The sequence below is a fragment of the Sphingomonas tagetis genome (genome assembly GCF_024211275.1).
GTDB lineage: Bacteria > Pseudomonadota > Alphaproteobacteria > Sphingomonadales > Sphingomonadaceae > Sphingomonas > Sphingomonas tagetis.
Map to the genome: position 1 here is coordinate 64,070 of NZ_JAMLDX010000005.1, position 18,621 is coordinate 82,690.

Here is an 18,621-nt window from a genome sequence, read left to right on the forward strand (position 1 = left end):
CCGGCGCGCGAGGCGATCGCGCGCCGGGTTCTTCAATGAACAGCCAGCGCGGGGACGTGAACATGACGGCGAAGGTAGGCAATGAGCGCACCACGGATGCGCAAATGGTGGCGATCGGCACGGGCCGCGAAGGCGAGGACTTCAAGCCGCTGCTCGCGGGTGACGATTACGAGACGGTCGCAGCATCGCAGGCCAACCAGGTGCTGGGCGCAACGGGTGCGAGCGGCGACCTGCTTGCTGCCCTGACGATCGTGCCAGCAACCACGTCGCCGGGTGCGGTCAGCATCAAGGACGGCGATGGCGCGGCAATCACGCTGTTCGCTGGCGGGGCGGACAGTGTCGGCAGCCTGATCCCCTTCGCGGTCGCGCTGGGCATTAAGAGCACCGGCGGCGCGTGGAAGGTTACCACGGGCGCGAATGTGTCAGTTATCGCTGCAGGCGAGTTCAGCTGATGCGGCTGCTGGGGCGGGCTCGTATGTGGGCGGCCACGTCGGTGGCGGCGCTGGCGGCAGCGGGCGCCGCCCCGATCGTGCTGCTGCCGGCCGATCCGCCTGATCCCTATCAGAACGCCTCGCCCACGGCCCCGGACATCTACGATACGGGCGGGCTGGCGCATTATGTGCAGGCGAGGGGCAACGCCCAAAAGATCGGCGTCAACAACGTCGATAGCGACAACACCATTTTCCTGAACGCGCCCAATGGGGACGGCGGCTTTACTGTTGTCTATCGCAATGGCGGGAACGAAACCAATCTGATCGGTTACACCAGCATCAGCGGTGAAATTAACGGCACGATGCTGCGCGAATTTCAAATCGAGCGGCTTTCGCCCACATCCAATCGCTTCACCGCAGTGGTCAACGGTGTGTCGGCGACGATCACCGTTGGGGCATTGGTGATCGGCAACAGCACTGAGGCGGGCTTGATAGCTGGGGCGTCGGTAGTCGATCTGGAAATCGGCCAGCTCGACACGCCGCTGGCGATCACGGATGCGACCTTCAACGTCAACCGCACCGTGAGCGTCGATATCACCTATACCGGCGCGCCTGACAGCTACGAGTACCGCCTCAACGGTGCTGGCGCATGGGCGGACGCGACGAATGAGGCGAACCCGGAGGCTGGCGTTGCGACGATCACCATTCCGGCGCTCGACACTGGCCTTAACGGCACATCGCCTACCATAAATCTGCGCCAGAAGAACGACACGGGCGTGACGGCGGACACAAGTGTCTATGTCCCCGTCGCTGCCTCCTACGGCATGAACCTGAGCTACCCCGAAGTGGGCGGCAACGGCTATCAGGTCCGCAACGGGATGCTCTATGGCGCGTGGCAGGATGATGTTACCAACGATGTCTATAATGGCGTGGATCATCCCACCTACATCGGTCCTAATTACATGCCGCTCCAGATGCCGCCGACCGGCAATTGGCGGCACCTTATCCCGTTCATGGGGCCGAGCGGCACCCGCACCCGTATCCGCGCGAACAGCGCCTCCGCCGCGTTCAGCATCGAGAGCGGCGTCGGGCAGAACCAATCGACCGGCAGCGGTGGTGGCTGGAAGTGGATCGACTATGATCACACCTTTGCTGACCCCGCCGCGAGCGACGACAGCGCATATTTGACCTTGACGATCACCGACCTAGGCGGGGCTACCGAATGGGAGACCTATCCGATCGACGGCAGCGGCAATGCGCTGGAGAGCGGGTTTTTCACCGAGCAGTTTGAGGAGGATTGCTCGATCTATGAGTGCATCCGGTTCCTGAACTGGCAAAACACCAACGGCAATAATCTGACCGTTGTGGACTGGCCGGATCGCATGACCGGGACCGACTGGCGACTGACGAACGGCGCCATGCCGCTTACCCGCATGATCGAGCTATGGCAGGCGTGTGGCAAGGATGCGTGGTTCCATGTCCCGTGGAAAGCGACCAACGACTATATCGACGCCTTTGCCGATTTGCTTGCCGACAGCGTTCCGACCGGCCGCAAGGTCTATATCGAGCTGGCGAACGAAATCTGGAACAGCGGCTTCACCGCCAATTGGACCATGGTGAAGGATGAGGGCATCGCGTTGAGCGTGACCGCGCCGGGTGGCGGCACGCCGGAAAGCAACCATGACTATGTGCTTGCCCGGTATTCGCAGCGCCACGCGGAAGTGATGACCCGCGTGATTGCCCGCTTCGTCGCCAACGGCAATCGCGCCCAGCTGGTCACTGTCTGCGGCGTTCAGCGCCTGCCCGGAAACTTCACCTACGTCGCGAGCAACTATGGCGTAGATGCTGTGACCGACGCCTACGCCTGCGCCGCCTATATCGGCTTCAACGCCAATAACGACCCGACCGCAACCAGCGATCCGGCTGTCGTCCTTACCCGTTACCTGACCGGGAACAGCGTCAGCCTCGATACCGTGATGACCGACATCGCCCTGATGAAGGCGCTGGCGAACGCCCTCGGCAAGCGCTTTATCGCCTACGAAGGCTTTATCGAAAAGATGACCGGATCGTCGGCGGCTTTGCAGAAACTGGTCAACCGCGACCCAGAGATGAAGGACGTGATGGAAGCGCTGTTCGATGCATGGGAATCGACGGCGGGCGACCTGTTCAACGGCTATCGCGATGTGATGCGGATCACCGACTTTGGCGGCTATGGCCAGCAGGAATATTTCTTCCAGGATCGTGAGGACGCGCCCAAGTATGACGCGCTGCTGGAGGCGATGGGGCTGTGAGCTTCCGTATCGGAGCATTCCGACAAATGTTCGATTGAGGCCATTGCAGGAGGCCCCGCTTAAGGCAACCCACCGTAGCTTTTAGGAAATATGCCGCTGCGACATTGCAGGGCTATCGATGCAATGTCGCACAGGTTCTGCAAGTTAAGTGCTTGAAATACCCAAGCCGTCGAAAAACTTACCATTAGACGACAGGGCATCATCCGACCGAAGTCAGGCGGGCGCAGATAGGGAAGCCGCCGCAGAGGGTCAAGGGGAATCCTGAGGGGTCTTTGTGCGGTTCAGCAGAGCTGAACCGGTTGCGGCACCGCCCTCCGCAGCTTCCAGCGATCTTCGATCGCCGGAGCCTAGCTGCTCCGCCCGCTCCCCCACCCGGCCACCCTTAGAATACACTGGCGTTGGGTGGCCGGGTGGGGGAGCGGGCCGGTGCCGCCATCCAGCGAAGCTGGCTCACAGGGGCGCTCCTTGCCCCCATCCCATGCATGCGCTAGCCTTGCCTTAAGCACCGGCGGCCTATTCCGGCCGTGACGGAAGAACATAAGTGAGTGGTTGATGGGGGATGGCTCCGCCAGGATGCCGCGCCCGCCGGAATCGAAACCGGCCCGCCCGGCCCCTAATCCAGCTTCCGCCCCGCATGGGCGGGCACGCTGGCCCGAAGCGCGGCACTATGCCGCGCTGGATCTCGGCACCAACAATTGCCGCCTGCTGATCGCCCGGCCGCAGGGCGGCGGGTTCACCGTGGTCGACGCCTTTTCGCGGATCGTCCGGCTGGGTGAGGGGCTGGCGTCGAGCGGGCGGCTGTCCGACGCGGCGATCGAGCGCACCATCGCGGCGTTGCGCATCTGCGCGGACAAGCTCAGGCGTCGCCATGTCGCGCTGTCGCGCTCGGTCGCGACCGAGGCGTGCCGTCAGGCCGCCAACGGCCCGGAATTCATCCGTCGCGTCTATGCCGAGACCGGCATCGTGCTCGACATCATCACCGCAGAGGAAGAGGCGCGCCTGGCGGTGCTGGGCTGCCATGCGCTGCTCGAGCCGGGCGACGGCCCGGCTTTGGTGTTCGATATTGGCGGCGGCTCGACCGAGCTGGTGCTGGTCGACAATTCGGCCGAGCAGCCACGCATCCTCGACTGGCACAGCGCGCCCTGGGGCGTGGTGTCGCTGACCGAGGCGCGCGGGGTGACCGGCGATCAGGACGAACCGACGCGCACGGCTGCCTATGCACGCATGCGCGAGAGCGTGGCGGAGGCGTTCGCGCCGTTCGTCGCGCGGCTTCCCGCGATCACCGGCACGCCGCGGCTGCTCGGCACCAGCGGGACGGTGACGACGCTCGCCAGCGTGCATCTCGGGCTGCCTTCCTATGACCGTTCCGCTGTCGATGGCCTGATCGTGCCGACCGCGTCGATGCGCGCCGTCAGCCAGCGCATCGCCGGGCTCGATATGGCCGGCCGCTCGGCGGTGCCGTGTATCGGGGCGGAGCGCGCCGATCTGGTGGTGGCGGGCTGCGCGATTCTGGAGACGATCATGGAAATCTGGCCGGCCGAACGGCTCGGCATCGCCGACCGCGGCATTCGCGAGGGCATTTTGCGGCACCTGATGCGGGGCAGCCTCAAATGAGCCGGGGTGGTGCGCGGGGAACGACTCGCGTCCGCACGGCGCGCGGGCGTACCGCGCAATCGGTGCGCTGGCTCGAACGCCAGCTCAACGACCCCTATGTCAAAAAGGCCAAGGCGGAGGGCTATCGCAGCCGCGCCGCCTACAAGCTGATCGAGCTGGACGAGAAGTTCGACATGCTCAAGGGCAGCAAGCGCGTCGTAGATCTGGGCCTCGCGCCGGGCGGGTGGAGCCAGGTGGTGAGGCGCCAATGCCCCAAGGCGGCGGTGGTCGGCATCGACCTGCTGCCGGTCGATCCGATCGAGGGCGTGACGATCTTCCAGATGGACTTCATGGACGATGCCGCGCCGGAGCGGCTGATCGAGGCGCTGGGCGGCGCCCCCGATCTCGTCATGTCGGACATGGCCGCGAACACGGTGGGGCATCCGCAGACAGACGCGCTGCGCACGATGGGGCTGGTCGAAGCGGCATTCGACTTCGCCGTGCAGAATCTTGCGCCCGGCGGCACCTTCGTCAGCAAGGTGTTCGCGAGCGGCGGCGACGGCAAGTTCGTCGCCGAGATGAAGCGCGCCTTCACGAGCGTGAAGCACGCCAAGCCGCCGTCGAGCCGCAAGGGATCGGTCGAATGGTTCGTTGTGGCGCAGGGGTTCAAGGGGCGGCCCGAGGAGGGCGAGGCGGAGGACTGAAGCACGACGCGCAGCCGCGTGCTCCGGCTGCCGCGAATGTCCCAATGACGGCAGCTACGCCGTTCGAATCCTGACACTGGACTTGGCCGCGCGCCTCGTTACGCTTCCGCCCATCCTGCATCGGGGGGAGGGTCATTTGAAGCACCTCGCACGCGCCGCCGCACTCGTCGCTCTGGCGCTCGCGCCGATCGCGGTGTGGGCCGATGCCTCGCCGCAGGTGGTGCTCGCGACCCCCGGCATCGGCGATGGCGCGATCGAGCGCTTCACGATCCGGTTCAACCAGCCGATGGTGCCGCTGGGCGATCCACGCGCCGCCGCGCCGGTCAAGGTGACGTGCGCGATCGGCGGCGAGGGGCGCTGGGTCGATCAGCAGACCTTCGTCCATGAATTCGCGTCGCCACTGCCGGGCGGGACGGTGTGCGAGCTGACGCTGAACGAGAAGCTCAAGAGCCTCAGCGGCTATGAAGTGACGGGCACGCGGACGTTCAAGGTCGATGCGGGTGGCCCGGTGGTGAAGGGGCTGTTGCCCTCGCGCTATGGCGGCGAGATCGAAGAGGATCAGGTGTTCTTGGTCGGCACCAACATGCCGGCGACACGCGAATCGATCGCCTCGGGCGCCTATTGCGCGGTCGAGGGGCTGGGCGAGAAGATTCCGGTCGAAGTGCTGGGCGCCGATGTGCCCGGCAAGCTGATCCAAGACCTCGATCCCGAGCGCTGGGAGGTTCGGAACTTCCTCGATGATTCGGGGATCGCGCAGACCCTGCCGGCAAAGGCCGAGGACCGGGCGAAGGCGCTGGCCGGCGTCGTCGCGGTGAAGTGCGGCCGGCCCTTGCCGCCGGGGCGCGACGTCGCGCTGGTGTGGGGGGCGTCGGTGGCGGGCGCAGGCGGCAAGACCGCGGGCGCCGACCAGCGTTTCGACTTCACCGTGCGCAAGCCGTTCACCGCGCGCTTCGAATGCTCGCGCGTCAATCCGCAGGCGGGCTGCTCGCCGGTGCAGGAGGCGTGGGTGCGCTTCACCGCGCGGATTCCCAAGGAACTGGCCGAGCAAGTCCGCATCGAACTGCCCGACGGCAAGAAGCTGACGCCCGAGCTCACCGACGACGACAAGCGCGCCAATACGGTGAGCGATTTGAAGTTCGCGTCGCCGCTACCGGCCTCGACGACCGCCAGGCTGGTGCTGCCGGCGGGGATCAAGGACGAGAGCGGGCGCGTGCTGGCGAACGCCGAACGCTTCCCGCTGGAGGTGCGCTTCGACGAGGCGCCGCCGCTGGTCAAATTCGCCGCGAGCTTCGGCATCGTCGAGGCGAATGAGGGTGGCATCCTGCCGGTCACCGTGCGCAACGTCGAACCGGCGTTGCAGGGCAAGAATCTGGCCGTCGCGGGGCAGCACATGCGCGTCGATGCGTCCGATGGCGTGATCGCCAAGTGGCTGCGCACGATCGAAAAGGCCGACGATTATGAGGTCGACGAGGTCAAGCGCGGCGAAGAGACGATCCGGATCAACCAGACCGGCGCCAAGCCGATCCTGACGCCCAGGCTGGGCGCGCCGCTCAGCATTGGCCTGCCCGGCAAGGGCAAGGATTTCGAGGTCGTCGGCATTCCGCTCAGGAAACCGGGATTCTATGTCGTCGAGCTGGCCTCGCCGCAGCTTGGCCGCGCGCTGCTCGGGCGCGATGCGCCGCGTTATGTCGCGGCGGGCGCGCTGGTCACCAACATGGCGGTGCATTTCAAATGGGGACGCGAAGGCTCGCTCGCCTGGGTGACCTCGCTCGACAGCGGCAAGCCGGTCGGCGGCGCGGCGGTCAAGGTGACCGACAGCTGCACCGGGCAGGCGCTGGCGACGGGCACGACCGATTCCTCCGGGCGGCTGGCGGTGAATGCGGGGATTCCGCAACCGCAAAGCTGGGGCAGCTGCGACGCGGATTCGACCGACCATGTGCTGATGATCTCGGCGCGCAAGGGCGACGATATGAGCTTTACGCTGACCGCGTGGGGCGAGGGCATAAGGCCTTATGATTTCGACCTGCGCTATGGCTATGAGGCGGCGGGCGAGATCGTCCATACCATCTTCGACCGTGCGCTGGTGCGGCAGGGCGAGAGCGTCAACATGAAGCATGTGCTGCGCCGCCCGGTAGCGCAGGGCTTCGTGACGCCGGCGGGATTCAGCGGCACGCTGCGGCTGACGCATCGCGGATCGGACACGAAGTTCGAGCTGCCGCTCAGCATCGACGGCAGCGGGATCGGCGAGACCCGATGGGACGTTCCGCAAGGCGCGCCGATGGGTGATTATGACCTGTTGATCGTGCGGCCGGCTGCCCCAGCACGCCCCGGAGAGCCGCAGTCGATCGAAGAAGACACGATTTACACCAACCAGTCGATCAAGGTCGACGAATACAAGCTGCCGACGATGAAGGCGTCGGTGAGCGGGCCGAAGGAAGCGGCGGTCAAGCCGAAGACGCTGCCGCTCGACCTGTTCGCGGGTTATCTGTCAGGCGGCGGGGCGTCGAACCTGCCGGTCGAGCTGCGCATCGGCTATTATGAGGCGATCCCGCGCCCGTCGGGCTATGACGGCTATACCTTCACCGGCGCGCCGATGGCAGAGGGCACCAAGCCGATGAACGGCGATGGCGGCGAGGAGAATGTCGCGCTGCCACCGATGCAGACGCTCCCGGTGACGCTCGGCGCGGACGGCACCGCGCGGACCAGCGTGGACGTGCCGCAGACGCTGACCGGCAACAATTCGATGCGCGTCGAGATGGACTATCAGGATGCCAATGGCGAGATCCTGACCGCGTCGCGACGAATCTCGCTTTACGGCTCGGGCGTGCAGCTCGGCATCAAGACCGATGGCTGGCTGATGAAGGAGGACGATATGCGCCTCCGCTTCGTCGCGCTCGATACCGCGGGCAAGCCGATCAAGGGGCAGCGGATCAACGTCGCGGTGTACAGCCGCGAGATATTGACCGCGCGGCGGCGGCTGATCGGCGGCTTCTATGCCTATGAGAACAACATGCGGACGACCAAGCTGTCCGCGAGTTGCTCGGCGACCACCGACGAACTGGGCCTGGCGCAGTGCCAGGTCGATCCGGGCGCGTCGGGCGAGGTCTATGCCGTGGCCAGCACCGCCGATGCGCAGGGCAACACGGCTTACGCGCAGACCTCGGTGTGGCTGGCGGGCGAGGACGACTGGTGGTTCGGCGGCGACAATGGCGACCGCATGGACGTGGTACCCGAGAAACAGGATTACGCCTCGACCGACACCGCGCGCTTCCAGGTGCGCATGCCGTTCCGCGAGGCGACCGCGCTGGTGACGGTCGAGCGCGAGGGCGTGCTGTCGAGCTTCGTCACGACGCTGTCGGGCGACAATCCGGTGGTCGAGGTGCCGCTGAAGGGCGTGTACGCGCCCGACGTCTATGTCTCGGTGATGGCGGTGCGCGGGCGCATCGGCGGGTGGAAATTGTGGTGGGCCGACCTCGCGCGCAAATGGGGGCTGCCCTTCTTCTCGCGCGAGGGCGCATCGCCGACCGCGACGGTCGATCTCGCCAAGCCGAGCTTCCGGCTGGGTATCGCCAAGGTGAAAGTGGGCTGGGAAGGCCACCGCATGGCCGTGAGCGTCAAGGCCGACCGCGAACGCTATGCCGCGCGCGAAACGGCCAAGGTCGCCTTGCAGGTCAAGAATCCGGACGGCAGCGCGGCGCCGAGCGCGGACGTGGCGTTCGTCGCTGTGGACGAGGCGCTGTTGCAGCTCGCGCCCAACGAAAGCTGGGATGTGCTGACGGCGATGATGGGCGACCGGCCGATCTCGGTGGTCACCGCGACCGCGCAGACGCAGGTGGTCGGCAAGCGGCATTATGGGCGCAAGGCGGTCGAGGCCGGCGGCGGCGGTGGCGGCGACCTGTCGGCGCTCAACCGCGAGAACTTCCAGCCGGTGTTGCTGTGGAAGGGCAAGGTGCCGCTGGACGCGCAGGGACAGGCGAGCGTCGACGTGCCGCTGAGCGACGCGCTGACCTCGTTCAAGCTGGTCGCGATCGCATTGGACGGCAAGGGGCAGGCGTTCGGGACGGGCGAGACGAACATTCGCAGCGCGCAGGATCTGAGCATCTTCGCGGGCATTCCGCCCTTGGTGCGTGACGGCGATTTCTTCTCGGCGGGCTTCACGCTGCGCAACGGCTCGAACAAGCCGATGAAGGTGACCGCGAGCGTCGAATTGTCGCCCAAGGTCGCCGAAGGGCGGGACCTGACGGTCGAGATCCCGGCCGGCGGCGCGGTGCCGATCGCGTGGAACCTGACCGCGCCGCAGGGCTTCGACAAGCTCCAGTGGAAGGTGACGGCGAAGGACGCGAGCGGCAAGGCGGCGGACGCGATCACCGTGAGCCAGGAAATCGCGCCGGCGGTGCCGGTCGAAACCTGGGCGGCGTCGCTGGTGCGCGTCGGCGAGGGCGGGCCGGTGACGATCGCGCCGCCGGCGGGGGCGCTGCCGGGCCTAGGCAACGTCACCGTGCAGCTGACCGACACGCTGTCCCCGCCGTTGCAGGGCGTGCGCGACTATATGTCGGCCTATCCCTATGGCTGTTTCGAGCAGCGCACGTCGAAGGCGGTCGCGCTGGGCGATACCGGGGCGTGGAACCGCCTGGCGGGCGAGATGCCGGTCTATCTGGATAGCGATGGGCTGCTGAAGTATTTCCCGTCGGACAATCTGCGCGGGTCGGAGGCGCTGACCAGCTACATCCTGTCGATCACGGCGGAAGCGGGACTGCCGGTGCCGGACGGGCCGCGCGGACGCATGATCGAGGCGCTGAAAGCGGTGCTCGACGGGCGGCTGCGGCACGACGAATATGGCGATGTCCGCTTGCAGAAAGTCGCAGCCTTCGCGGCGCTGGCCCGGCAAGGCGCGGCGAGTGCCGCCATGCTCGGTCAGCTCGGGATCACACCGCAGGATATGCCGACCTCGTCGCTTGCCGATTATATCGCGGCATTGGGCAAGGTCGCGGGACTCGCCAATGGTGCGCAGCTACGCGCGGCGGCGGAGGGCGAGTTGAAGAAGCGGCTCGTCTATGAGGGCACGCGGATCGACCTGTCCGACAGCGCCAATTCGCCATGGTGGCTGATGGCGTCGGGCGATGAGGCGGTGATGAAGGCGCTGGCGGCGACGCTCGGCCGGCCCTCGTTCGCGGGCGAGGGTCCGAAGATGATGGTCGGCGCGGCACTTCGCCAGCAGCGCGGGCATTGGGACACGACCACGGCGAATGCCTGGGGCGTGGTCGCGGCGCGGCGGTTCCAGTCGCTTTATCCGGCGACGGCGGTGGCGGGGATCACCACCGCTTCGCGGGGCGGGCAGAGCGTGACGCGCAGCTGGCCGCTGCCCGATCCGGAGCGGTCGTTCGTGTTCGCGCTGCCCAGGGCGCAGGCGCCGCTGACGCTGAGCCAGTCCGGTGGCGCCGGGCCGTGGGCGATGGTGCAGGTGCGCGCCGCGGTGCCGCTCACGCAACCGCTCAGCGCCGGCTACACGCTGACCAGGAAGACCGAGGTCGTGCAGGCCAAGACGCAGGGCGTGCTGACGCGCGGCGATGTGATCCGCGTGACGCTGACCGTGGTGGCGACCGCCGACCGCAGCTGGGTGGTGATCAACGATCCGGTCCCGGCGGGCGCGACGGTGATCGGCTCGCTCGGCGGACAGTCGGAGATGCTGGCCGAGGGCTCGGGCAGCGGCGGCGCGAGCTATGTCGAGCGCGGGCGCGATGCCTGGCGCGGCTATTTCGCTTGGCTCCCGCGCGGGACGCACAGCGTGAGCTATACGATGCGGCTCAACGCGGCGGGCCGGTTGCAGCTGCCGCCATCGAGGGTCGAGGCGATGTACTCGCCCGAGATCCGCGCGGCAGTGCCGAACGCGGCGATGGTGGTGGCGCAGCGGTGAGGTGAGCGAACGCTTGTGGAGTGTGCTGCGTAACGCCGTCGGTCATATGCGGAATGCATGGACGCGCTTCGAAGCAACCACCCATCGCGCCTGGTGGAGCGGCCCGCGCATCGTCATCGCGGCGGTGCTGGGGATCGGCGCGCTCTACGCCGTTTCCAGCTACGCCACGCTGCCGCCGCCCTTGCCGTCGCACCGCGCGACCATGGCGGCGTGGAAGCCCTCCGAGGCGTGGCTGTACGACCGCGACGGGCGGCTGCTCGACAGCTCGCGAGTCGATTTCGCGGCGCGGCGGCTGGCATGGACGCCGCTGGACAAGGTCGCGCCCGATGCCGTGGGGGTGCTGGTCGCGGCGGAGGACCGGCGGTTTCGCGACCATGACGGGATCGACTGGTGGTCGGTCGCCGGGTCGATTCGCGACCGGATCGAGGGCAAGCGCGCGCGGGGGGCTTCGACGCTGTCGATGCAGGTCGCGGCCTATCTCGCGCCCGATCTCGCCGCGCCGGGATCGCGCAGCTGGCTCGACAAATTGCGCCAGATGCGCGCCGGCGCGGAGCTCGAGCGAGCGTGGTCGAAGGACCAGATTCTCGAAGCTTATCTCAACCTCGCCGGGTTTCGCGGTGAGGCACAGGGGATCGGCGCGGCGGCGCTCGGGCTGTTCGGCAAGACGCCCGATGCGCTGACGCGCGACGACGGACTGTTGCTCGCTGCGTTGTTGCCCAATCCCGGCGCAAGCGCGGGAGAGGTGGCGCGGCGGGCCTGCGCCTTGTCGAAAGAAGCCGATTGCGCGCGTTTCCCCGGCGCGGTGGCGTCGATGCTGGGTCCGGCTCGCAGCCTGGCGCTCGATCCGGGGCTGGCGCCGCATCTGTCGAACAAGCTGCTGACCGAGCCGGGCGTCAGGGTTGCGACGACGATCGACCTGCGCATCCAGCGGCTCGCGAGCCGCGCGCTGCGGCGGCAATTGATCGGGCTGGGCGGAACGCGCGCACGCGACGGGGCGGTGGTGGTGGCGGACAATGCCACCGGCGAAATCCTCGCCTGGGTCGGCGGGATCGGCGGGGCATCGACGGCGCCGTCGGTCGATGGCGCGTCGAGCTATCGCCAGGCGGGATCGACGCTGAAGCCCTTTCTCTACGCGCAGGCGATCGAGAAGGGATACCTCACCCCGGCCTCGATCCTCGACGATTCGCCGGTCCAGCTCGACACCGCGTCGGGCCTGTACGTGCCGCAAAATTACGACCGCGCGTTCAAGGGTCCGGTGAGCGCGCGCGCGGCGCTGGCGGGGTCGCTCAACGTGCCGGCGGTGCGCACCTTGCTTTTGACCGGGGTCGAGCCGTTCCGCGACCGGCTGTGGGATACCGGCTATCGCGGGCTGACCGAAAGCGGCGAATATTATGGCTACAGCCTTGCGCTCGGTTCGGCCGAAGTGACGCTGGTCGAACAGGTCGCGGCGTATCGCAGCCTCGCGCTCGGCGGGCTCTGGCGCGCGCTGCACGTTCGCAAGGGCGAAAAGGCGCCGCCGTCGCGCACCACGACCACGCCGCAGGCCGCGTGGCTGGTCGCCGACATGCTCGCCGATGCCAATGCGCGGGCAGGTACGTTCGGGATGGAATCGGCGCTGCGGCTGCCCTTTTGGGCAGCGGTCAAGACCGGCACCTCGAAGGCGATGCGCGACAATTGGTGCGTGGGGTTCAGCGATCGCTACACCGTCGGCGTATGGGTCGGGAATCTCGAGGGCGATCCGATGCGCGCGGTGTCGGGCACCAGCGGCGCGGCGCCGGTGTGGCGCGACGTGATGATGGCGCTTCATGCCGGGCAGCCGGGGCGAGCGCTGCCGATGCCGCGCGGTATCGAGGCGCGGACGATCAGCTTCGAGAACGGCATCGAACAGCCACGCCGCGAATATTTCCTCGCCGGCACGGGCATGACCCGCATCGCCGCCGCGCCTGCCCTGTCACGCCGGGCGAAGATCGTCAGCCCGGTGTCGGGCAGCGTCTATGCGCTCGATCCCGATATCCCGGTCGAGCGGCAGCGCATGGCGATTTCGGTGTCGGGCGAGGTCACGGGCCACCGGCTGCTGCTCGACGGGCGTGATCTCGGTGCTGCCGATTCGCGGCCGATGGTGCTGGCCGGACCCGGGCAGCATAAGCTGCGGCTGATCGCGCCGGGCGGACGAGTCGTGGATCAAATCCTGTTCACGGTCAGATGAACGGAAAGACGCCGGGCGCGCACCGCCAGCCCGCGGCTCACCAGAAGTTGCCACAGAGTCACAGGTCGGCAGCAAATGCGCCCGGCGCCAGCCGCAACGGACACGTGATAGAACCAAAGTTAATCATGTGCGTTGCGGTGTTCGGTCCTAATCCCTTTCGGGACCGGCTTCGTATTGGCCGCGCCGGCAGCTTATCCGCCGGCGCGGCCTTCTTTTCGGGTTACCAGAAGAAGTTGCGGATCACCCGGATCACGATGCCGCGGCGGACATCGACCAGCAGCACGTCGTCATAGTGACGCACCCAGCGCTGGTTGTAGCCGGTCGGCGGCAGGCGGTAGCGCCACGGATCGTTGATGTAATAGCGGCTGCCGAAATATTGCGGCGCGATGCGCACGCCCGAACGGAAGCCGTTATAGCGGAACGGCGCGCGCCAGCTGCCGCGGGCATAGGTGCCGCGGTTGCGGTCGCGCCAGCCGCGCCAGTCTTCATTGCCCCAGCGGCGGTTGCGGTCCTGAACCGAATCGCGCAGGTCGCGGCGGGCATCGCGCACGTCCTCGCGCTCGCGGCGCACGTCACGCGCGCTGCCATAGCGTTCGGCACGGCGCAGTTCGCGCTGCTCCTCGCGCAGGTCCTCACGGTCGCGGCGGACCTCGCGGGTCGTCTGGGCGATCGCAGCCGGCGCCATCGCGGGCATCGCCACGGCGGCCATCAGCGCGGTCAGCATGAGTTTCTTCTTCATCTTGCTCCTCCTTCGAGTCGCACCGGGGAGATCGCCCGGCGTCAAACATCCTCTATCCCCCGGCGACTGAACGCCCGGGGAATGAGGCTGTAAGCGAAATGAAAGCCAAGAGTTCCGAGTTCGTGACGAATCCGGAACGAATTTTTACGGCCCGTCGGGTCCCGGTCCGCCCGCGCCCGGCGCGCCGACCGTGCCGATATTGCCGAACAGATCCTCGAAGAAGCCGCGCTCGCGGCCCAGCGTCGGGGTCTTCTTGTCCGACGGGTTGATCGACGCGACCTGCTCCACGCCGGTACGGGTCACTTCGCTCACCGTGCCCTGCGCGTCGAAGCGGATACGCAGCGCGGTCTGCGCCTTCGCCTTGGGGTCGTTGAAGGCATAATTGCGGCTGTCGCGGCCGATATAATACCACTCGCCCTCGTTGAACTGGCTGGTCAGCGTCGGTTTGCCGAGCGTCGCCAGCACCGACTGGCGATTGTCGACGCCGACCTGAACCGAGTTCACCAGGTCCGCATCGACGACATAGCCCTGATAGCTGCGCAGCGGCGCGCAGGCGCCCGCGCCCAGCAGGGCGAGGCCCGCGGCAGCGGTGAACACGAAACGGGCGGAAATCATTCGGCACTCTCCGAAACGGACACAGACCCCAGTGACGCGCCCTGAAAGGACTCGGGGGCGGCGCGCATTGCATCGCACGCCATTCGCCTCAATATGCGCGCGCGCCCACTTGAACAAGCGGGGTCGAGCAAGCGGGCAAATGGAGCGTTAAGATGGGATTGTGGCAGCGATTGGCCGGACGCAAGGCGGAAAACCCCGCCGCGGCGCTCTATGCGGCGGTCGTGGCAACCGGGCGCGAGCCGGACTGGTATGTCGCGGGCGCCGTGCCCGACAGCGTCGACGGGCGGTTCGACACGATCGCGAGCGTGCTGGCGATCGTCATGCTGCGGCTGGAAGCCGAGCCGACTCAGGCGGCGGCCGAGGCGTCCGCGCGGCTGGTCGAATGCTTTGTCGAGGATATGGACGGCCAGCTGCGCCAGTTCGGCGTCGGCGACGTCGTCGTCGGCAAGCGGGTCGGCAAGATCATGGGGCTCGTCGGCGGGCGGCTCGGCGCCTATCGCGACGGGCTGGCGGGTGTGGCGAGTTTCGAGGACGCGCTGCTGCGCAACCTCTATCGTGGCGAACATCCGGGTGAGGCGGCACTGGCGCATAGTGCGGGCCGGCTGCGCGCGCTGCACGCGGCGTTGGCGGAGGTCGAGCTGGATGCGCTGCTGGCGGGGCGGCTTGCGTGATCACGCCTGAGTTTTCGCGCCCGCACCGGCTCGATGCGATCGGCGCGGGCGAGCGAGAGGTGCGGGTCGAGGCCGATGCGGGTGAGCGCGCGGCGCTGGCGCGGCGCTTCGGGCTGATGGCGATCGACCGGCTGGCGGCGGACTTCGCCATCCGGCGCGACGCCACCGGGGTCATCGCGCGCGGCACGCTGTCGGGCGCGGTGGTGCAGGCATGCGGCGTCACCGGCGAGCCGGTGCCGGCCAAGGTCGAGGAAGCGTTCGACATCCGCTTCCTGCCCGAGCCCGAAGCGGGCGCCGACGAGGTCGAACTGAGCGAGGACGAGTGCGACACCGTGTTCTACAGCGGCGGCGCGATCGATCTCGGCGAAGCGGCGGCGGAGACGCTCGCGCTCGCGCTCGATCCGTTCCCGCGCAGCCCCAATGCGGAGGCGGCGCTGCGCGAGGCTGGCGTGCTGAGCGAGGCGCAGACCGGGCCGTTCGCGGCGCTGGCCAAGCTTAAAAAGACCTAAGTCTCAGCCGATCGCCGTCAGCGGCGGCCGCTCGCCAAGATAGGCGCTCGCCGGATCGTCGAACGGGAACCCCTTCGCCGCGACCGTGCCGAGCAGGCGGCGGACATTCTGCAGGCTGAGCTGGGTGACCGCCTGCGCCGCCGGGTCGTCGAGCCAGGCGCGGTTGAGCACATAGCCGTCGCGTGACCGGCGCAGCTGGCCGGTGCGGGTCATCGCGGCGAGGTGCCGGTTGACCGTTGCCTGGCCGATGCCGATCGTGCGCGCCACCGCCGCCGCCCCGACCGGCCGCATCGCCATGCTCGGCGCCGGACCCAAGGGCTGGACGCGGCAATTGCCCGCGGCGACGGTGGAGAACAGCACCAGATCGAGCCAGCCGGCATGTTTTTCGCGATTGGTCTGGGTCACGGCGAGCATGATGTCGGCTGCCGCCTGCACGCCGGTGGCGGGATCGTAAATACCCGGCCGCCGGTCGGGCAGCGGCTCGCCCGACAGCGCAAGATGCTCGACGAAGCGCACGAACGCGTCGTGCGTCGCGCGCACCAGCCGCTCGATATGCGGGCGCTGAAGCCCCGGCTGGATCGCCCGGATGCGATTGTCCTCGCGCGCACACAGCCCGTCCGCCGCCAGCGCGTTGACGTGCCGCCGCACGGTTTCATAGGGCCGGCCGAGCGATCCGGCGAGCGCATGCACCGAGATCGGAGTCGCGGCATCGGGATCGGGCAGGCCGCTCAGCCGCGCGATCAGCGTGTAGATCACGAAGCGTTCGAGCCAGCCGTCGAACGCCCTCACGCCCTCGCTGACGATGCTGGTCTGCAATTCGGCGAGCGCACGAGTGATCGGCTGGACCAGCGCAGGTGGATCGGCGTCGGACATCAGCGGATCGTGGCAATCAGTCGCATGGCGGCGGGCAGATCTCGCAGGCGCTGTCGTCGCGCTGGCCCGCCGCGGCGCGCGGCCGTGTCGCGACGGCGGTCCCGGCAGCCGCGCTGGGTCGCGGCGTGCAGGCGGGCGCCGAGGGCGCGGGGGCCATGGCTGCCGGGGGCGGGGGAGGCGGCGGAGGAGGAGGTGGTGGCGGCGGAGGCGGAGGCGGTGCCGGCGGTGGCGGCGCCATGGTCTGGGGCGGGGCGGTGTCGGCTGCGGCGCACGACGGCGCCATGCTGACCGCCAGCAACGCCAGCGCGGCAAGTGCGAGGCGGCGTGCGCTCATTCGCATTCCGGCGGCTTGCATGTGGCGCAGGGCGTGTCCTCCTGCTTCTGGGTCCCGGCCTTGGGCGCGATGCTGCTCGCCTTGAGTGCCGCCCGCTGGCGCGCTTGCGCATAGGCGCATTCATAAGCGCGGCGGCGGTCGCTGTCGTCGTCACGACTCGCCGCCTTGGCTTCTTCCGCCTCCGCGCGGCGGGCCGCTTCGATCTGCGCACGGCGCGCCGCTTCGGCTTGCTCGTCCGGCGTGCTGGACTGTGCATAGGCGGCGAGCGGCATCAACGCCCCGATCGCCAGCCATGCGAACCGTTTCGGCATGCGCGTATTTCCCCGCGCGCAGCCTGCGCCCGATCAGCGGCGGAGTCAAAGCCGGGCCGCGGCAGCGCGCAGGTCCTCGACGAAGCGCGCATATTCCTTCGCCTTGCGGTCTTCCTCGGGGATGCGCAGCAGGAAGCTGGGATGCACCGTGATCCGCGCTTCGCCGCCCTCGGGGAGCGCAATCGCGTGGCCGCGCTCGCGCGCAATGGTGACGGTGCGGCCAAGCAGCGATCGCGCCGCCGTGGCGCCGAGCGCAACGACGACTTGCGGGCGAACCAGCAGCAGCTCCTGCTCGATCCACCAGCGGCAGGCGGTGATTTCGCCGGCATCGGGCTTACTGTGGATGCGGCGCTTGCCGCGCGGCTCGAACTTGAAATGCTTAACCGCATTGGTGAGGTACGCCGTGCCGCGGTCGATCCCGGCCTCAGCGAGCGCGCGGTCGAGCAGCTGGCCCGCGGGGCCGACGAACGGGCGGCCCGCCAGATCCTCCTGATCGCCGGGCTGCTCGCCGACCAGCATCAGTGGCGCATCCACCGGGCCTTCGCCGAACACGGTCTGGGTGGCGTGCTGATAGAGATGGCAGCGTGTGCAATGCGCCGCCTCATCGCGCAACGCTTCCCATGCCGCGAGGCTGTTGCGCGCCGGCGCCGCTCTTGCCGTCTTCACCATCGCCGTCTCCCGCGCGCGCGCGCCCTTGATCAGCTCAGGCACCAACGCGGTTTCGGGCATGTTTTTCCAGTATTTGCGCGGCATTTCCTTGAGCATCGCGCCGGTCTTCAAGCGCGCGGGGTTGAAGATCGAGGCGTAATAACTCTTCCACACCGCCTCGGTCGGGTCATCCTGCGGCGCATCGGTCTTGCTCGCGCCAGGGCCTTCGCTGAGCGTTTCGCCATCCCAGTGCAGCGAGATTTCGGGCGTCAGGATCGACCATCGCATCGAGTTGAAGCGGTCGACGAAGAAGCGCGCATTGGCGCGGACGATATGATGTTCGGGTTCGAACCACGCGACGAAACGTGCGCCGGCATCGTCGGTGACCTCGCGAAACCGCAGGAACGCGCGCATCTTGTGGATGTCGCGGCGCACACCCTTGGCCATGCGCTCGAGCCGCTGGAGCAAGGGGTCGGCGCTGTCATCGACAACATGGGGGTCGGCGGCAATGCGGGTGAGCAACGTGTAGAGCAAGGCGAAGCGTTCGGGATCGCTGTGCAGCACTACCTCGCGCGCCAGCTCGACGAAGCGGCGCGGGACGCGCAACGCGGCGTCGCTGCCGCCGAGCACCGCTTCGTCGCCAAACAAATCGGCGGGCGCGTCGCCGACTTGCCACACCACGTCATCCGCCGGCACCTGCGCCGCGGCGAGCGCGCGCGCGGCGTCGCGCCAGCCTTCGAAATCGTCTTCGGCGGCAAGGGTAACGACACGCATCGGCAGCA

At 67.9% G+C, this 18,621-nt stretch carries 13 protein-coding genes; 8 read left to right on the forward strand and 5 right to left on the reverse strand.

Features of this window, described 5'->3' with window-relative positions; genetic code table 11:
* The first annotated feature begins 62 nt into the window (after positions 1-62).
* The 6 genes from M9978_RS08430 to pbpC all read left to right on the forward strand — a co-directional run bounded on the left by M9978_RS08430 (position 63) and on the right by pbpC (position 13,139).
* Positions 63-452, forward strand: coding sequence for a hypothetical protein (locus M9978_RS08430; RefSeq protein ID WP_254292583.1), 390 nt, complete (start codon positions 63-65; stop codon positions 450-452).
* Positions 453-475: 23 nt separating this feature from the next.
* On the forward strand, positions 476-2,722 hold the full coding sequence (locus tag M9978_RS08435; protein WP_254292584.1) for a hypothetical protein: 2,247 nt from the start codon (positions 476-478) through the stop codon (positions 2,720-2,722).
* Positions 2,723-3,274: 552 nt separating this feature from the next.
* Positions 3,275-4,336, forward strand: coding sequence for a Ppx/GppA phosphatase family protein (locus M9978_RS08440; RefSeq protein WP_436977174.1), 1,062 nt, complete (start codon positions 3,275-3,277; stop codon positions 4,334-4,336).
* Positions 4,333-5,019 carry an RlmE family RNA methyltransferase gene (locus M9978_RS08445; RefSeq protein ID WP_254292586.1) on the forward strand — a complete coding sequence of 229 codons (687 nt, stop codon included), beginning with the start codon at positions 4,333-4,335 and terminating at the stop codon, positions 5,017-5,019. The genes M9978_RS08440 and M9978_RS08445 overlap by 4 nt, the downstream gene beginning before the upstream one ends.
* A 136-nt stretch (positions 5,020-5,155) precedes the next feature.
* The gene (locus M9978_RS08450) at positions 5,156-10,933 is read left to right on the forward strand and encodes an alpha-2-macroglobulin family protein (protein WP_254292587.1); all 5,778 of its coding nucleotides are present in this window, start codon (positions 5,156-5,158) and stop codon (positions 10,931-10,933) included.
* A 46-nt stretch (positions 10,934-10,979) separates the two neighbouring features.
* The gene (pbpC, locus tag M9978_RS08455) at positions 10,980-13,139 is read left to right on the forward strand and encodes a penicillin-binding protein 1C (RefSeq protein ID WP_254292588.1); all 2,160 of its coding nucleotides are present in this window, start codon (positions 10,980-10,982) and stop codon (positions 13,137-13,139) included.
* A 220-nt stretch (positions 13,140-13,359) separates the two neighbouring features.
* On the opposite strand, the gene M9978_RS08460 is transcribed toward pbpC, so the two are convergent.
* Together M9978_RS08460 and M9978_RS08465 are read right to left on the reverse strand one after the other, a co-directional pair.
* On the reverse strand, positions 13,360-13,878 hold the full coding sequence (locus tag M9978_RS08460) for an RcnB family protein (protein WP_254292589.1): 519 nt from the start codon (positions 13,876-13,878) through the stop codon (positions 13,360-13,362).
* Between the two features lie 144 nt (positions 13,879-14,022).
* The gene (locus M9978_RS08465) at positions 14,023-14,493 is read right to left on the reverse strand and encodes an outer membrane protein assembly factor BamE (RefSeq protein WP_254292590.1); all 471 of its coding nucleotides are present in this window, start codon (positions 14,491-14,493) and stop codon (positions 14,023-14,025) included.
* A gap of 152 nt (positions 14,494-14,645) precedes the next feature.
* On the opposite strand from M9978_RS08465, the gene M9978_RS08470 reads away from it, so the two are divergent.
* Complete coding sequence (locus tag M9978_RS08470) at positions 14,646-15,164, forward strand: ubiquinol-cytochrome C chaperone family protein (protein ID WP_254292591.1); 519 nt, start codon at positions 14,646-14,648, stop codon at positions 15,162-15,164.
* Positions 15,161-15,673, forward strand: coding sequence for a YceD family protein (locus M9978_RS08475; RefSeq protein WP_254292592.1), 513 nt, complete (start codon positions 15,161-15,163; stop codon positions 15,671-15,673). Before M9978_RS08470 ends, M9978_RS08475 begins: the two co-directional genes overlap by 4 nt.
* A gap of 3 nt (positions 15,674-15,676) precedes the next feature.
* Here M9978_RS08475 and M9978_RS08480 read toward each other — a convergent pair whose 3' ends face one another.
* From M9978_RS08480 to M9978_RS08490, 3 genes are all read right to left on the reverse strand, one after another.
* Positions 15,677-16,546, reverse strand: coding sequence for a hypothetical protein (locus M9978_RS08480; protein WP_254292593.1), 870 nt, complete (start codon positions 16,544-16,546; stop codon positions 15,677-15,679).
* Positions 16,547-16,876: 330 nt separating this feature from the next.
* Positions 16,877-17,191: a hypothetical protein gene (locus tag M9978_RS08485; RefSeq protein WP_254292594.1), complete on the reverse strand. Its 315-nt coding sequence runs from the start codon at positions 17,189-17,191 to the stop codon at positions 16,877-16,879.
* Positions 17,192-17,236: 45 nt separating this feature from the next.
* Positions 17,237-18,613 carry a UdgX family uracil-DNA binding protein gene (locus tag M9978_RS08490; RefSeq protein ID WP_254292595.1) on the reverse strand — a complete coding sequence of 459 codons (1,377 nt, stop codon included), beginning with the start codon at positions 18,611-18,613 and terminating at the stop codon, positions 17,237-17,239.
* Positions 18,614-18,621 lie beyond the last annotated feature (8 nt).

Coding starts and splice junctions, on each gene's coding strand:
- pbpC (WP_254292588.1), top strand. CDS start 10,980: ATGCGGAATGCATGGACGCGCTTCGAAGCAACCACCCATCGCGCCTGG.
- M9978_RS08445 (WP_254292586.1), top strand. CDS start 4,333: ATGAGCCGGGGTGGTGCGCGGGGAACGACTCGCGTCCGCACGGCGCGC.
- M9978_RS08440 (WP_436977174.1), top strand. CDS start 3,275: ATGGGGGATGGCTCCGCCAGGATGCCGCGCCCGCCGGAATCGAAACCG.
- M9978_RS08470 (WP_254292591.1), top strand. CDS start 14,646: ATGGGATTGTGGCAGCGATTGGCCGGACGCAAGGCGGAAAACCCCGCC.
- M9978_RS08490 (WP_254292595.1), bottom strand. CDS start 18,613: ATGCGTGTCGTTACCCTTGCCGCCGAAGACGATTTCGAAGGCTGGCGC.
- M9978_RS08435 (WP_254292584.1), top strand. CDS start 476: ATGTGGGCGGCCACGTCGGTGGCGGCGCTGGCGGCAGCGGGCGCCGCC.
- M9978_RS08485 (WP_254292594.1), bottom strand. CDS start 17,191: ATGCCGAAACGGTTCGCATGGCTGGCGATCGGGGCGTTGATGCCGCTC.
- M9978_RS08465 (WP_254292590.1), bottom strand. CDS start 14,493: ATGATTTCCGCCCGTTTCGTGTTCACCGCTGCCGCGGGCCTCGCCCTG.
- M9978_RS08430 (WP_254292583.1), top strand. CDS start 63: ATGACGGCGAAGGTAGGCAATGAGCGCACCACGGATGCGCAAATGGTG.
- M9978_RS08480 (WP_254292593.1), bottom strand. CDS start 16,546: ATGTCCGACGCCGATCCACCTGCGCTGGTCCAGCCGATCACTCGTGCG.
- M9978_RS08460 (WP_254292589.1), bottom strand. CDS start 13,878: ATGAAGAAGAAACTCATGCTGACCGCGCTGATGGCCGCCGTGGCGATG.